This is a genomic window from Streptomyces sp. NPDC042100 (assembly GCF_055582325.1).
The window spans coordinates 208,262-222,493 of record NZ_JBVJDK010000013.1 but is presented as its reverse complement, the minus strand read 5'-3'; the positions used below and the strand labels follow the sequence as shown (position 1 = coordinate 222,493).

General features: G+C 76.5%; 10 protein-coding genes. 2 read left to right on the top strand and 8 right to left on the bottom strand.

Annotated elements, in window-relative coordinates; translation table 11 throughout:
- Positions 1 to 119: 119 nt before the first annotated feature.
- From fxsT to ACZ6J5_RS27915, 7 genes are all read right to left on the bottom strand, one after another.
- Complete coding sequence (gene fxsT / locus ACZ6J5_RS27945; protein ID WP_469396035.1) at positions 120 to 3,149, bottom strand: FxSxx-COOH system tetratricopeptide repeat protein; 3,030 nt, start codon at positions 3,147 to 3,149, stop codon at positions 120 to 122.
- A gap of 56 nt (positions 3,150 to 3,205) precedes the next feature.
- Complete coding sequence (locus ACZ6J5_RS27940; RefSeq protein WP_469396033.1) at positions 3,206 to 4,474, bottom strand: aKG-HExxH-type peptide beta-hydroxylase; 1,269 nt, start codon at positions 4,472 to 4,474, stop codon at positions 3,206 to 3,208.
- 78 nt (positions 4,475 to 4,552) lie between these two features.
- Complete coding sequence (locus ACZ6J5_RS27935; protein ID WP_469396031.1) at positions 4,553 to 4,756, bottom strand: hypothetical protein; 204 nt, start codon at positions 4,754 to 4,756, stop codon at positions 4,553 to 4,555.
- 169 nt (positions 4,757 to 4,925) lie between these two features.
- Positions 4,926 to 8,063, bottom strand: coding sequence for an SAV_2336 N-terminal domain-related protein (locus ACZ6J5_RS27930; RefSeq protein ID WP_469396030.1), 3,138 nt, complete (start codon positions 8,061 to 8,063; stop codon positions 4,926 to 4,928).
- Between the two features lie 7 nt (positions 8,064 to 8,070).
- On the bottom strand, positions 8,071 to 9,084 hold the full coding sequence (locus ACZ6J5_RS27925; RefSeq protein ID WP_469396028.1) for an AAA family ATPase: 1,014 nt from the start codon (positions 9,082 to 9,084) through the stop codon (positions 8,071 to 8,073).
- 221 nt (positions 9,085 to 9,305) lie between these two features.
- Positions 9,306 to 11,429 (bottom strand): VMAP-C domain-containing protein, encoded by a 2,124-nt coding sequence (locus ACZ6J5_RS27920; protein ID WP_469396026.1) that lies wholly within the window; start codon positions 11,427 to 11,429, stop codon positions 9,306 to 9,308.
- Positions 11,426 to 11,983 carry a CU044_2847 family protein gene (locus tag ACZ6J5_RS27915; RefSeq protein WP_469396024.1) on the bottom strand — a complete coding sequence of 186 codons (558 nt, stop codon included), beginning with the start codon at positions 11,981 to 11,983 and terminating at the stop codon, positions 11,426 to 11,428. The genes ACZ6J5_RS27920 and ACZ6J5_RS27915 overlap by 4 nt, the downstream gene beginning before the upstream one ends.
- A gap of 105 nt (positions 11,984 to 12,088) precedes the next feature.
- Here ACZ6J5_RS27915 and ACZ6J5_RS27910 point away from each other — a divergent pair, with 105 nt between their 5' ends.
- A complete protein-coding gene (locus ACZ6J5_RS27910) occupies positions 12,089 to 12,283 on the top strand; it encodes a DUF6104 family protein (RefSeq protein WP_469396023.1) in 195 nt (64 codons plus the stop codon).
- A 66-nt stretch (positions 12,284 to 12,349) separates the two neighbouring features.
- On the opposite strand, the gene ACZ6J5_RS27905 is transcribed toward ACZ6J5_RS27910, so the two are convergent.
- The gene (locus ACZ6J5_RS27905; RefSeq protein WP_469396021.1) at positions 12,350 to 13,174 is read right to left on the bottom strand and encodes a hypothetical protein; all 825 of its coding nucleotides are present in this window, start codon (positions 13,172 to 13,174) and stop codon (positions 12,350 to 12,352) included.
- A gap of 182 nt (positions 13,175 to 13,356) precedes the next feature.
- On the opposite strand from ACZ6J5_RS27905, the gene ACZ6J5_RS27900 reads away from it, so the two are divergent.
- Positions 13,357 to 14,232 (top strand): DUF4097 family beta strand repeat-containing protein, encoded by an 876-nt coding sequence (locus ACZ6J5_RS27900; RefSeq protein ID WP_469396020.1) that lies wholly within the window; start codon positions 13,357 to 13,359, stop codon positions 14,230 to 14,232.

The window sequence follows — 14,232 nt, the reverse complement described above, 5'->3', positions numbered from 1 at the left end:
GGAGCCCGAGCACCGCGGAGGCCCGGCACCCCAGTGGGGGTGCCGGGCCTCCGGCGTGCGTACGGGGCGGCGGGAGCCGTACGGGCCTCAGCCGTACGGGCCTGAGTGCCGTACGGGCCTCAGCCCAGGTACGCCTCGAAGTCCCAGTACGGGCGGTTGCGCTGGCGGGCGGACAGGGTGTGCGGGTGCTGGGCGCCGAGGGTGCGGGTGAGGGTGAGCAGCCCGTCCTCCTCGACCTTGGCGGCCTCCTCGACCTCGCGCAGTCCGCGCAGGTCGGCCGCGAGCGCGATCTGCGCGGACAGGGTCAGCGGATGCTCGTTGCCGAGGATCCGGCGGGCCTTGCGGAGGGTGTCCCGGCTCAGCTCGGTGGCGTCGCCGACGCGGCCGTTGAAGTTGCGGGCGGCGGCGGTGTTGAGCGCGCAGCCCAGCACCCAGGGGTGGTCGCCGCCGAGGGAGGCGGTGAGGCCCGCGAGGGACGATTCCAGCATGGCGAGGGCGTCGGCGCGCTCGCCGGAGGCCTGCATGACGAGGCCGGTGTTGGCGAGCATCCCGGTGGCGACCGGGTGGGCGGGGCCGAGCAGCGAGCGGTAGCCCGCCTCGGCCTCCCGGGTCAGGGCCCTGGCCTGGTCGAGGTCGCCGTGCTCGCGCAGGAAGCTGGCGTAGTTGTTGATGAACGACAGGGTCACGTAGTGGCCTCGGCCGTGGACCTGCTCGATCTGCTCCAGCAGGCTCGCCATCTGGCTGCCGATGTCCTGCTGGGCGCCGCCCTCCCGGCGCCGGCAGAGGGCGAGCTGGGCGCGGGCGGTGAGGGTCTGCGGGTGCTGGGCGCCGAGCACCTGGATGTGCAGCCGGACGTTGGCCTCCTGGCGGACCAGGGCGTCGCGGTAGCGGCCGAGCAGGCGCAGGTCGTGGACGAGGGCGTTGCCCGAGTTGAGGGTGTTGACGTGGCGGGCGCGCAGCACGTTCTCGCGGCGGGCGAGGGTCTCGATGTCGAGGTCGTACGCCTCCTGGTAGCGGCCGAGCAGGCGCAGCACCACGCCCAGGTTGTGGCGGGCGACCAGGGTGACGAACTCGGCCTCGCCGAGCAGCCGCCGGGAGGTCTCCAGGACCTCGCTCTGCAGGGCCTCGGCCTCCTGGTACTGGCCGAGGTGGCGCAGGTTGGCGGCGACGTTGCTGTTGCAGAAGAGTTCGCCGAGCTCCTTGCGCGGGGTGGTGCGGGTGAGGCGGTCGAGGAGGGCCCGGTCGAGGGCGTGGGCCTCGCGGAACCGGCCGCTGGAGCGCAGGATGTTGCCCTCCTGCGTGGTGAGGTCGAGCATCGGCTGGGCGATGGGGTCCATGAAGTCGGACCACTCGGCGCGGATCTGCTCGGCGAGGCGGGTGCCGGCCTTGAACTCGCCGCTGCGGTAGCAGTAGCGCAGACAGTTGAGGACGGCGCCCTGGATGCGCGGGTTGCGGCTGGTGAGCGCGCCGGACGGGACGAGGTGCGGCAGGAGTTCGGCGTACTGGGGCCAGTGCCTGCTGTCCATCGGGTCACCGGGGTCGGCCTCGGCGAGCAGGGTGCGCACGGCCTTGCGGTGGGCGGCCCGGTGGTCGCCGTCGGTGAGCCGGGCGACGATGTCGTGGACCAGCCGGTGCATGTGGACGGACTCCTGGTGGGGGCCCGTCTCGGTGCTCATGGTGCCGCGGCTGTCGCGGGTGAGGACGGAGTAGTTGACCAGGGTGTCCAGGGCCCGGGTCCAGGCGGCGAGGTCGGTCGCCATCCAGCGCAGGTCCTCGGGGAGTTCGGCCTGGGGGTAGGAGCGGACGAGGCCGAGGGGGATGCGTCCGGGGGCGAAGGAGGCGCAGAGGCTGAGGATCTCGACGGCCTGCGGCTGCGCGCGGCGGAGCCGGTTGATCAGTATCGACCAGGAGGTGAGGGAGGCGTTGGGGTAGCCGTCGCCGGCGGCGGGGTCGTCGACGGTGGAGAGGCGTCCCTCGCGGACCATGCGCAGGTATTCGGGCGCCTCCATGCCGGACTCGCCCAGCCAGGCGGCGGCCTGGACGAGGGGCAGCGGGACGTCGCCGAACTCGGCGGCCACCTCGTCGGCCTGGCTCGCGGTGATGTGCGGGGCGCGGCGCATCAGGTAGCCGGTGGACTCGGCGCGGTCGAAGCTGGGGACCTCGAGGATGTCGGTGTGGTCGGCCCAGGCGCGGTTGCGGGAGGTGACGAGGACGTGGCCGGGGCCCTGGGGCAGCATCACGGCGACGCCGTCGGTGTCGTCCCAGCCGTCGAAGACGACGAGCCAGCGGGTGGTCGGGTCGCCTCGGCGCAGGGCCTCGCGGACGGCCCGGATGCGTTCGCCGGGCTCGCTGCCCGCCGGGAGCTGGAGGGCGGCGGCGAGGCCGCCGAGGCGGTCGCGCTGGATGTTGCGGTCGTCGGAGTTGACCCACCAGATGATGTCGTAGTCGGGGCTGAAGCGGTGGGCGTACTCGGCGGCGATCTGGGTCTTGCCGATGCCGGACATGCCGAGCAGGGTGCAGGCGGCGTTGCCCCGGTCGGCGTCCATGAGGCGCTGCTGGAGTTCGGTGAGCAGGTCGTCGCGGCCGGTGAAGCGGCGATTGCGGCGGGGGACCTCGCCCCAGACGTCGGGGGGCGTGTCGGGGTAGCGGACGACGGCGCCGAGGGCGGCCCGGCGGCTGTTGCCTCGGCGGGGCTCGACGCCGAGGCGGGCCAGGACGCGGGCCTCGGCCTCCTCCTCGCCGACGCCCCAGAGGCTGACGGGTTCGAGGACGGCGGTGGCGGGCAGCAGCGGCCGGTTGGTGAGGTTGACGGCGGCGAAGCGTTCGGCGTGGGCGGCGACGAAGCCGCGCAGCACGTCGTTCCACTCGCCGGCGGGGCGCGGGCCGAGTTCGAAGAACCAGTCGTTGAGGATGAGCAGGACCTTGCCCCGGGCGAGCAGCAGGTCGCCGAGGGAGTCCTCCAGCGGCACCTCGCGGGGCGGGTCCCAGCGCTGCTGGGTGACGCGGACGCCCTGTGCCTCCAGTCGCTGTGCGATCCAGGTGGCCCAGGGGCGGTGATAGCCCGGGAAGACCACCAGGACGTGTTCGGGTGGCGCTGTTCCGCCCCGGTCCGCGGTCGCCGAGCCGCCCGACCGCCCCTGTTCCGCCATGAGTTCTCCCTACCTCGCTCACGTGCCACGCAGTGTCATGTGCCGTGGGCACAGTGTTACCCAAGGGCGCCCCGGGTGGTGCCGAGGCTCGCATGATGCCATCGCATCTGGTGCGCGAACTCCCGCCCGGCGCTGGTTAGTTCATCGGATTGAAGCAGGATCCCCAGCGCTTCGCCCACCTGATCGTGGAAGCGCTCGAACTGCTGCCCGGCCCTGGCCCGCCAGCCCCCCGGCAGGCCGTCCCCCGCGGTCGCCCTGCGCCACAGGTCGGTGAGGGCGAGGTGGGCGTAGGCGCCCTGGTAGACGCCGGAGACGGGGCGCGCGTCGGGCCGCCAGCCGACCCGGTGCACATCGGGCCCGCCGGGGCGGTAGAGCGGTACGAGGGTGTGCAGGGCGCCCAGTTTGCCGTGGTGGACCTCGTGCACCAGGGTCTCGGCCAGCTCGGGGGCGCCGCCCGGCAGGGTGGTGAGGACGGCCCCGGGCGCGTCGCCGAGGGTGGCCCCGACCGGGCCGCCGTCGCCCGGGGCGAGCGGGACGAGGACCCGTACGGTCCGTACGGCCTCGGCGGCCCGGCCGGGGTCGGTACGGGCCAGCAGCTCGTGTCCGGCGCGCCAGCGGGCCGCCCAGAGCGGGAAGGCCCCGGCGGCGCGCTCGGCGGCGGGGCGGCCCCCGATGCCGCCCGGCGGGACCCGGAAGGGGTCGAGGTCGTCCAGGACGGCGGTGCCGCCGGGCAGCAGCCGCAGCGCGTTCCAGCGGTGTCCGAGGCCCCGGACCCGGGTGTGCCGCGCGCCCGTGGCGACCAGCGGGGTGCGGGGCGGGCCGCCGCCGGCGGGGCCGATCCACGCGGTCCCGCCGCGCTGCCGGATCCACGCCCGCTCGGCGCCGACCCGGATCCGCCCGGCGCCGGTGAGCGTGAGCCAGCCGCGCGGGGCGGCGACCTCCCGGTCGAGCACGCAGCCCGCGCGGAGCGCCGCGCTGGTGGCGATGGTGTCCCAGTGGGGCAGCAGCTCCGCGAACGCGGCGCCGTCGGGCGCGCCGAGGGCCGCCGTGAGCCAGGTGCCGGTGGTGGGGTAGTCGAGCACGTCGCGCAGCGCGGCCGGGCGGCGCGCCTCGGCCCGCTCCAGCAGCCGCCAGGAGGTGTCGAAGCGCTCGTGGAGCCCGGGGTCCAGGGAGTCGCGGGCGCGTTCCACCCGGGTCCGCAGCGCCTTGAGCAGCAGCATCCGCCGGGCGCGTACGCCCGCGCTGAGCAGCGGGGAGCCGGTGATGTCCGGCCGGGTGCGGGCCAGTCGGGCGAGGGAGGCCGAGGAGAGCGTCCCGGGGGTCATTCCCGGCCCCGCGTCCGCGCCGGTGTCCGGGCGCCGGATCTGGCCGGATTCCGTCGGTGGTCCCGCGCCGGGCGGGCCTCAGCGAAGGCCGTCACCGCCCGAGGCCCACGCCTGTCCCAGCTCCGGCGACCGGCCGAGCAGCCGCTCGACCTCTGCCGCCAGCTCCGGGTGGTCCAGGACCCGCAGCGTGCGCAGGTCGACCGTGGCGAGGTCGGGCAGGGGCGGAAGCGGCTGTTCGGCGTCCCGGCCGACGCCGGTCCCCCACTGCGTGTGCTCCAACACCCTCGGCTCCTCCTCACCGACCCTTGTCCCCCACGGTCGTAGCGGCGCAGCGGTTCTTCCCGACGCACGGAACCCAGAAACCCGTTCGACTCAACTGCGCCCATTCGCGCCCCCGTTATCCAGTCGTTCCGTTTCGGCCGGTCCCCGGCCCGTCCGGCCGGGACCCGTCTCAGGGCTCGATGCCTCCCCAGGGCCACCACGGGGGCCCGATCAGCCGCCGCTCCTCCCGGGTGAGCCGGTCCGGGCGCGGCCGAGGCAGGGCCTCCACCTGGGCCAGCAGGGCCCTGGTGCGCTCGACGTCGGCCCAGTCGAGGGGGAGTTGGGCCGCGTCCAGCCGGTTCCACTGCCCGACGGCCGAGCGCAGCACTCCGGCGGCCCGCCCCACGCGCCCCATCAGGTAGAGCACCGCGCCCTGGGCGTGCAGCGCGCGGGCGGCGGTGACGGTGCCGGGGACCTCGCCCCGGGCGGCGCGGGCGTCCTCGGCGGCCCGCTGGTAGGCGGTGAGCGCGTCGGCGAGCTGCCCGTCCCGGGTGCTCTCGCTCAACTGGAGCCGGACCCAGCCCAGCTGCAGCCAGACCTCGGCGCGCGGGCCGGGTTCGCGGGCCGCCCGGACGGCCTGTTCGAGGAGGTGACGGCTCTCGTACAGGTCGGGCAGGAAGCCGGCCCGGTCGAAGCGCAGGGCGAGCACGCTGCCGATGAGGATCCGGGCCCGGGAGCGGGCGGCGGCGTCGGCGGGCAGGCAGGTGAGGGCCTCGCGCAGCACGGACTCGGCGCGGTCGACGGGCGCGGTGCCCGTGGCGGCGGCGGCCCGGCGCAGCAGCGATTCGCCCCAGGTCATCAGGAGCCGGCCGCGCTGCTCGCCCTCGGCGGGGGTGAGCAGGGTGGCCTCCTCGTAGGCCTGGTCGGCGGCCGGACCGTCGCCGGTGGTCTCGTAGAGGCGCGCCCGGGCGGTGGTCCAGCGCAGCCGGAGCGCGCCGGCCTCGCCGAGCAGCGGTTCGGCCCGGTCGAGCGCGTCCGCGACCCGCGCGGGGGCGGCGCCCGCGAGGTGCAGGGCGTCGGCGAGGTCGAGCAGGACGGGGGCGCTCTCGCCGAGGGCCAGCGCGGCGGTGAAGGCGGTCGCGGCGGGTTCGCCCGCGCCGCGCGCGAGGAGCAGCCGGCCGCGCCGGACCAGGAGGGCCGGGCGACGGCCCTCGGGCCAGCCCTCGACGTCCGCGACGGCCGCGTCCGTGCCGGTGGCGAGCGCGGCGAGGGCGGCGTCCAGGTGGGCCGCGACGCCGGTGTGCCGCCACAGGGCGTGCTGGGCCAGGGCCTGTTCGAGGCGGGCCTCGGCCCAGACCTCGCCGCCCGGCGGGGCCAGCTCCCCGGCCCGTACGAGCTCGGCGGCGGCCCGCAGGAGGAGGTCCTGGCGCTGTCCGGTGTCCCGTACGGCGCGGGTGCCGGCCTGCGCGTACAGCGCCCGGCCGAGGACGAGGAGGGTGCCCGCGGTGTCCTCGGCGGACCCGTCCCCCTCGTCGCCGCCGAGGGCCGCCTCGGCCAGCTCCCGGGCGGCGGCGAGCAGCGCCGGGTCGGACTGGGCGTGCCACTGGTCGAGGAGCCGGCGCGCGCGGGCGAGCGGGTCGGGGGTGACGAGGTCGGGCTGGTAGAAGCGCAGCACCCGCGCGGGGATGCGGGCGAAGAGCTCGGTCTCGGCGTCGGCGGGCTCGGCCGGCTCCTCTCCGGGGGCGAGGGCGGCAGCGGGCTCGTCCTCGGCGCCGTGTCCGGCGAGCCGGGCGGCGGCGAGCGCCGGGAAGTTGCGGGTGCCCTGGCCGAAGTTGCGCTCGACGAACTCGGAGACGTGCTTGAGGACGAGCGCGGCGGCGCCCCGGTCGAGCGAGCCGAGCAGATGCTCCTGGACGCCGGGCGGATAGCTGAAGCAGGGGTACGGGGCGGGGCCGGGCAGCCGCCGCAGCAGCCCGCTGAGCAGGACTTCGGCGAGCTCCATGGGGCCGGTGTCGGGGAGCATGGCGCGCTGCACGAGCTGCATCACGGGCAGCGCGAGCGGGGCGGCGGCCAGATGGACCGCGAGCCGTACCGCGCCCGGGGAGGCTCCGGCGCGGAAGGCGCGCAGCAGTTCCTCGTCGCCGCGCCGGGCGCCCCGGGGTGCGCCGGTGCCCGCCGGGCGCGCCGGTTCGGGGCCGATCCGGGCGGCCCAGCCTCGGACCGGTCCGCCGCCGTGGCCGGTGAGCAGCCGGGCCCAGGAGGCGAAGGCCTCGGGGGTGGGGGTGAGCACGGGCACGGCCCGCAGGTCGGGGGCGACCGGCTCCCAGGGGGCCTCGTCGGGCTCGAAGCGCGGCTGCCCGCCGGGCGCGCCGGGGCGCAGCAGGGTCCCCGGCTCGACGGGCAGGGCGGTGCGGGACCAGAGCCGCGGGGGCAGCGGCTGGACGAGGGCGAGCGGGGACTGGCGGGGCCACTGGTGGATGAGCCGCTGGGCGGCCCCGCGCTGCCAGAGCGGGCCGACGCAGTCGCTGACGATGAGGGTGAGGCGGCGCCCGGTGGGGTCGTGGAGCTGGTCGCCGGGGCGCAGCCGGGGGTGCCCGTCGGAGCCGGAGGTGGTGGTGACGAGCGGCGGGCCCTCGCCCGTGTCGTACAGCCGGTGGACCTGGACGTCGCGGAAGGCGCCGGACTGCTGGCAGGCCTGGCGCAGCTCCTCGACCATCCGGGTCCAGACGACCATGGCCGGGCCCGCGTCCATGAGCAGCTGGATGTCGGGGCGGCGGCCGGCGGCGGGGCAGAGCACGGGGGTGAGGATGCCGGAGGCGGCGCTCTGCTCGGCGGTGGCGTCCTCGTCGAGGCGGCCCTCGCCGGGCCGGGCGGGGAAGCGGGCGGCGTAGTGGCGCAGCGGGCGGAGCGCCTTCTGGAGGCCGAGGAGTCCGGGCAGGGCGTTGGCGCCGGGGGCGCGCACGGGGAGGGCGGCGCCGGAGCGCACGGCGGCACCGCCGGAGCCGGCGTCCTCGTGGCGCATCCTCAGGTCGACGGTCTCGGCGGGGCGGCCCGGCGGGTCCGCCGGGTCAGATGGGTCAGACGGGTCCGGTGTGCCCTCTGTGACGGCTGTGGTGTCGTCGCCGATGGCCGGATCCGTACGGTCCCCGGGCCGCCCGTCCGGTCCCCGCTCCGGCTCCCCGGCCTCCGGGCGCTCCTCCGGCGCGCCGCGCGGCAGCCACTGGGCGAGCCAGACGGCGTCCGCGACCTCCTCGGCGGTCGGGTCCTGGCCGCCGGCCCGCATTCTGCGGGTGAGCTCTTCCAGGTGCATCCGGCTCGTCCGGTGCATCCGGCCATCACCTCGGCTGATCGAGCGGCTGCATGAGCATGTCCGCGATGCGTTCCCGGGTCACCCGCTCGGCGCGGGGGGCGTGCTGGGTCAGGTAGAGCGCGTTGAGGAGCTGGTCGGTGGCGATGACCTCGCCGGGCTCGCGGTCCAGGAAGCGGTCGACGAGGCCGGGTTCGGCCGCGGCGGCGTCGGGGCCGAGGTGGGCCTCGATCATCGCGCCGAGCTGCTCCTCGCCGGGGGGTTCGAGCTCCAGCCGGATGCAGCGGCGGAGCAGGGCGGCGGGGAAGTCCCGCTCCCCGTTGGAGGTGAGGACGATGAACGGGAAGGTCGAGCAGCGGACCCGCCCGCCGTGCACGGGCACCTTGCGCCCGTCGTCGGTGAGCACCCGCACCACGGGTTCGCGGTCGGCGAGCCGCTCCAGCTCGGGGATGCCGAACTCGCCCTCCTCCAGGGCGTTGAGGAGGTCGTTGGGCAGGTCGATGTCGCTCTTGTCCAGCTCGTCGATGAGCAGCACGCGCGGCAGCTCGGAGGGGAGCAGCGCGGTGCCGAGCGGGCCGAGCCGGAGGTACGAGCCGATGCCGGCGGGGCTGGCGGCGGCGAGCTCGTCGCCCGCCTGCGCGCGGGCGCGCTCCAGCTGCACGTCCTGGAGGCGGCCGATGGCGTCGTAGCGGTAGAGCCCGTCCTGGAGGGTGGTGCGGCTGACGACGGGCCAGCGCAGCACCCGGCCGAGGCCCAGTTCGTGGGCGACGGCGTGGGCGAGGGTGGACTTGCCGGTGCCGGGGTTGCCGGTGACCAGGAGCGGGCGGCGCAGGTAGAGGGCGGCGTTGACGGCGTCGGTCTCGGCGGGGCGGGGGTGGTGGTTCTGGACCAGCCTGCGGCGCACCCCGAGGCGCCGGTCGGAGCCGGCCAGGGTGTCGTCGGCGCCGCCGGAGGAGAAGTCGCGCCAGGGCGGCGGGGCGGGCAGCCGCCGTATCTCGTCGTGCGGAAGGCCGGCCCCGCGGTAGATCCGCCAATCGTTCACGCCTGACTCCTCTGGCAGTGGTGATGTCGCCGGCCCCTCGACGGTACCGCTCGCCCGGCCGGTCTGCCGACGTTCAAACCGGTCCGCTCGCGGGCGAGTTGGGACTTACCCCGGAGGCGGCCGGGGGATGCCCCGCGCGGGGCGCTGGGCGGTGGCGCGCGCCGGGCGCGCGCTCTCGTGCGCGGGGCGGGGGCGGCGGCCGGGCGGGCGCGCGGGGGCGCTCACCGGTCGGCCTCGCCCAGCAGCGGCGGCCCTTCGAGGGGATCGTCGAAGGGCGGCCGGTCCGGCGGGTCGTACAGCACGGCCAGGCCCTCGGCCCAGGCGTGCTCGGACCGCTCGCTCGGGTCGGCCTCCGCGTCGGCGACCCGCATCCGCAGGGTGCGGACCGGCTGGTGCAGGCCCTCGGCGGAGCCGGCGCCGGCGAGGAGCTTGCCGACCTTGTGGTGGAACTCGGCGCAGTCGGCGTGGTCGCGGCCGCCGTGCCGCCACAGCGCGATCGGGTGCCCGGCGGCGATCGCCACGTCCATCGCGCGGTGCCCGTCGCCGCCGCCGACCGGGCCGCAGTACACCGGGACGCTGCCGTCGCCGACCCCGCCGAGCCGCTCGTACGCGCCCATCCGGCTCTCCCGGCGGACGTGCGGGGCGTGCGGCTCGGTGCCGCCGGCGGCGAGCACCTCGGCGCGCAGCGGCACGGCCCGCAGCGGGCCGCCCTCGCTGCCGCGCCAGCGCCGCCGCCACTCGGGCGAGGGCGGGTGGCGGCTGCGGTTGCGGTCGCGCAGGACGACGATCCGGCGCTGGCCGAGCGGCAGGGAGCGCTCGCCGAAGTGCTCCTCCTCGGGCGTGAGCCGCCAGGTGTCGAGCGGCAGGTCGAACAGCTCGCGCGGCAGGGCGACCTCGACGGCGGCGAGGTGGTCGCCGCTGTCGCCGCGCCGCAGGGCGTCCACGAGCGGGGCCCGCAGGCTCTCCTGGAGGCGCTCGCGGGTCACCCCGGTCTCGTCGCCGCTGAGCGGGCTGACCGTGCGCCCGTCGAAGAGCAGCATCAGGCGCCAGGTGTAGCGCTGGGGGGCGGCCCAGGGGACGGTGTCCACCTCGACGCGCACGTCGGCGCGGGCCCCGGCCTCCCGCGCGGGGCGCGGGGCGGGCGTCTCGGTCTCGGCGGCGGGCTCGGCGGCGGGCTCGGGCTCGGCCGCGCGGGGCGCCTCGGGGTCGAGGAGGGCGTCGATCTCCTCCTGGACGGCGCCGTGGGCGGCCCCGGACTCGTCGGCGATCCAGTCGGCGAGGCGCTCCAGACCGCCCTCGCCGCCCGGCCCGGAGCCGTAGCGCCCGGTGAGGTGGCGGACGACGAGCGCGGCGTAGAGGAGGACGGCGTCGAGGCCGAGGTCGGTGGCGCCGGGCCGCTCCTCGTACCGGGTGGAGTGGAGCTCGTGCAGCAGGCCCACGCCGTCGCGCCAGGTGCGGGCGTCGGTCTCCAGGACGGCCTGGTAGTCCGGGTGCAGGACCCGGCGCTTGACCGCGTCGACGAGGGCCATGACCTCGCCGGGGCCGGTGGGCGGCGGGAGTTCGGCGAAGAGGCCGTAGAGCCGGGTGCGGCGGACCGGGCTGACGCCCCGCGCGGCGGACGGCCACAGGTCGGTCTGCGCGGCCGTCCAGGTGCGCCCTCGGCCCGGCGAGCGGAGCCGGGCGAGGTGGTGGCGGTCGTGGGCCCGCAGCACCTCGTGCAGGACCTCGCCGCCCGGGACGTCGTGGAGCTCGCGCAGCGAGGTGAGCGGGACGGCGGCGCCCTCGTCCCGGCCGCGGCCCTTGTTGACACCGATGACGGCGCCGCGGCGCAGGTCGACGACGGGGCCGCCGGAGAGGCCCTCCACGGGCAGGCTCCAGCGCAGCAGCAGGGCGCCGCCGTCGACGGCGTGCGCCTCGGCCTCGGCGTCCCGGATCCGGACCTCGCCGGTCCGCATGGACCAGCCGTGGATGCTGACCGGGGTCGGGGTGGTGGGCGGGCGCTCGCTGAGCCGGACGCAGGCGGCGCCCTCGGCTTCGGGGACGTGGACGAGGGCGAGGTCGGGGAAGTCCCAGCGGGCCGGGGGCTCCTCGGGGACGGCGGGCCGGGGCTTGGCCAGCACGACGCTGCCGGTGGTCGTGCCGCCCTCCCAGACGATGCCGACGACAGGCTCTCCCCTCCACACCCCGCTCCCCCCTTTCGCCACGACGTGGGCGCAGGTCAGCACCCAGCCGGGGGCGATGAAGAAGCCCGTGCCCCAGTACGGGTCGCCGTGCGGGTCATACCCGCCGTCGGGAGCCTCGATGCGCACGAGCGCGGGGCGCACGAGGGCGTCGAAGGAGCTCATGCGGAGCCGTCGGCCGCCGGGGGCCGCGCGGGGCCGGGACCGGGGCGGGGATCGTGGCCGGAGGCGGGTACGGCACCGGCCACGGGTACGGGTACGGGTACGGGTACGGTGCCGGGGGCCTGTTCCGGGGAGGCGGCGGGCGGGGGCACGGAGCCCGCCGCGGGCGCCGTCGCCGACCGCGTACCGGCGTCGCCGGCCGGCGGCGGGGCCGCGGGGCCCGGCTCGGTCCAGGTGAGGGAGACGTTCACGGACGCCGTGCCGCCGCCGTCGGCGAGGACGCCGATGACCTTGCCCGCCTGCGCGGAGAGCTCGATGCCGAAGCTGACGGACACCTCGACGGGCGTCCGCGCCTGGATGCCCGCGCGCAGCGAGCCGACCACCCCGCGCACCACGTCGGTGAGGCCGCCGGCCATGGACACGACCCGGTCGCCGATGGCGCTGCCGAAACCGGTGTCCTGGAAGCCGGTGTCCGGCGCCAGCTCCTCCGCGCCTCTCACGCGGGCCCAGACGGGCGTCCCGTCGTCCAGTCGAATGCGAGCGATTCCATCCGTCACAGCGGCCCCCGCTCCCCGAAACGATGATGAAGAAGGCTAGTGCGTGGTGCGGGGGAGGAACAGGGGACGCCGTGGAGCCGTCCGGGCACGGCCTATTCTGATCGCATGTACTTCACCGACCGTGGCATCGAGGAACTGGAGAAGCGGCGCGGCGAGGAGGAGGTCACCTTCGAGTGGCTCGCCGAGCAGCTGCGGACCTTCGTCGACCTGAACCCCGACTTCGAGGTGCCCGTCGAGCGCCTCGCGACCTGGCTGGCCCGCCTCGACGACGACGAGGACGAGGGCAACGACAACGACTGACCGGAACCGCACGCGCGGAGGGGGCGGTTCCCGGCCATGTGCCGGGAACCGCCCCCTCCGCCGGTCTCAGGCGGGCTCGTCGCCGCGCAGCCGGTCGTAGGCGAGCCCGAGCGCCCCGTGGGCGACCAGGAGCCCTCCGGCGGTCGCCCAACCGCCGCTGCGGCGGCCGATCCCCCAGGCGAGCAGCGGCACGCCCGCCGCGAGCTGCGCGGCGCACAGCAGCCGGGCCTTGGGGCCCCGCAGGTACGGGCCGAGCCGGCCGCCCTCGACGACGTCGAGCTCGGCGCGCACGGCGTCGCGCCAGCCGGGCCATTCGAGGGGTTCCGCGCCCTGTGCGCGGGCCACGGACCGCAGCCGGTCGGCGCTCTCCCCGGGGGCGAGGCCGGCGGGCAGGGCGAGCCCGACGCGGGCGAGGACGGCGGTGATGCCGATGAGCCGCGTGTGGGCGTCGGCGTCCGGGTCGGGCTCGGTGAGCGGCTCCAGCGCCTGGATGTCGAGGACCGGGTCGAGGTTGAGGCGGGCGGCGAAGGTGCGCATGGCCTCGTCCTCGCCTACGGGGGTGCCGTCGGCGAGCCAGGTGTAGCCGACGGTCCTGCGGAAGCCGGCCGCGAGCGTGATCCCGGCCCGGTCCGCGTCCCACCACAGGGCCAGGACGGGCCAGGTGGCGGCGGAGACGGCGAGGGCGGTGGTCCAGCCGCTAACGACCCGTTCGACGGGCTCGCCGTCGTCGAGCCAGGGCTTCCCCTCCGGTACGAGCACGCTCCAGTCGGGTCCCGCCGGGGCGAGGAGCAGCGGCTCCCGGAGGAGTTGGGCCGGCGGGCGGACCGCGGGCGGCTCGGCGCGGCAGAGCAGCAGCGCTCCCGCACGGCGGGATCCCTGGGTGGCGTTCATGGGCCCTCCGCTAGGCCAGTTTGTCCGTGTACGGCGGTACATGGCCCTATCCTCGCATCCCTGTCAGGGATGAATCGGGGTTGACGCGACCCGGCCGCGATATATCGTGTATGGCGAGAGACGCGATATGTTGCGTCGCGGCTCGTCCGGAGTCGCCAGTCCAGACACGGGAGGCCAGCACCATGACCGAGTGGTCCGTCACCGAGCCGCGGAAGCTCCCGCTGACCGATCCCGTGACCAGACTCCGGATCCGCGTGGTCGACGGCACGGTCAACGTCGTGGGCACCGAGGAGAGTTCCGCCCGCCTGGAGATCTCCGAGATCGAGGGCCCGCCGCTGATCGTGAGCCAGGACGGCTCCACCCTCACCGTGAGCTACGAGGACCTGCACTGGAAGGGCCTCCTCAAGTGGCTCGACCCCAAGGGGCACCGGCGCCGGGCCGTGGTCTCCGTCGCCGTGCCCGCCGGGGCTGACGTCGAGGTCGGCGTGATCGGCGCCGAGGCCGTGATCTCCGGCATCCGGGGGCGCACGGAGGTCCGCGGCGTCACCGGCGACACCACCCTGGTCAAGCTCTCCGGCCCGGTCCGCGCCGAGACCGTCTCCGGCGGCCTGGAGGCCCAGTCCGTCACCGGCGCCCTCCGCGTCCACTCGGTGACCGGCGACGTGACCGTCTTCGAGGGCTCCGGCTCCGCGGTGAAGGCGGAGACGGTCAGCGGCGACATGGTGGTGGACCTCGACCCGGCCGCGGGCCTGGACGGGCCGCCCGCCGACATCCGCCTCACCAGCGTCTCCGGCGAGGTCGCCATCCGGCTGCCGCACCCGGCGGACGCCACGGTCGAGGCCAGCACCACCAGCGGCGGCGTGTCCAACGCCTTCGAGGACCTGCGGGTGGGCGGCCAGTGGGGCACCAAGTCCATCACCGGCACCCTCGGCGCCGGCCGGGGCACGGTCCGGGCCACCACGGTCTCCGGCTCCATCGCCCTGCTGCGCCGCCCCGAGCCCGAGCCCGAAGGCGACGGCTGGACCGCCGCCCCCTCCGCGTCCGGAAAGGCCCTCTGA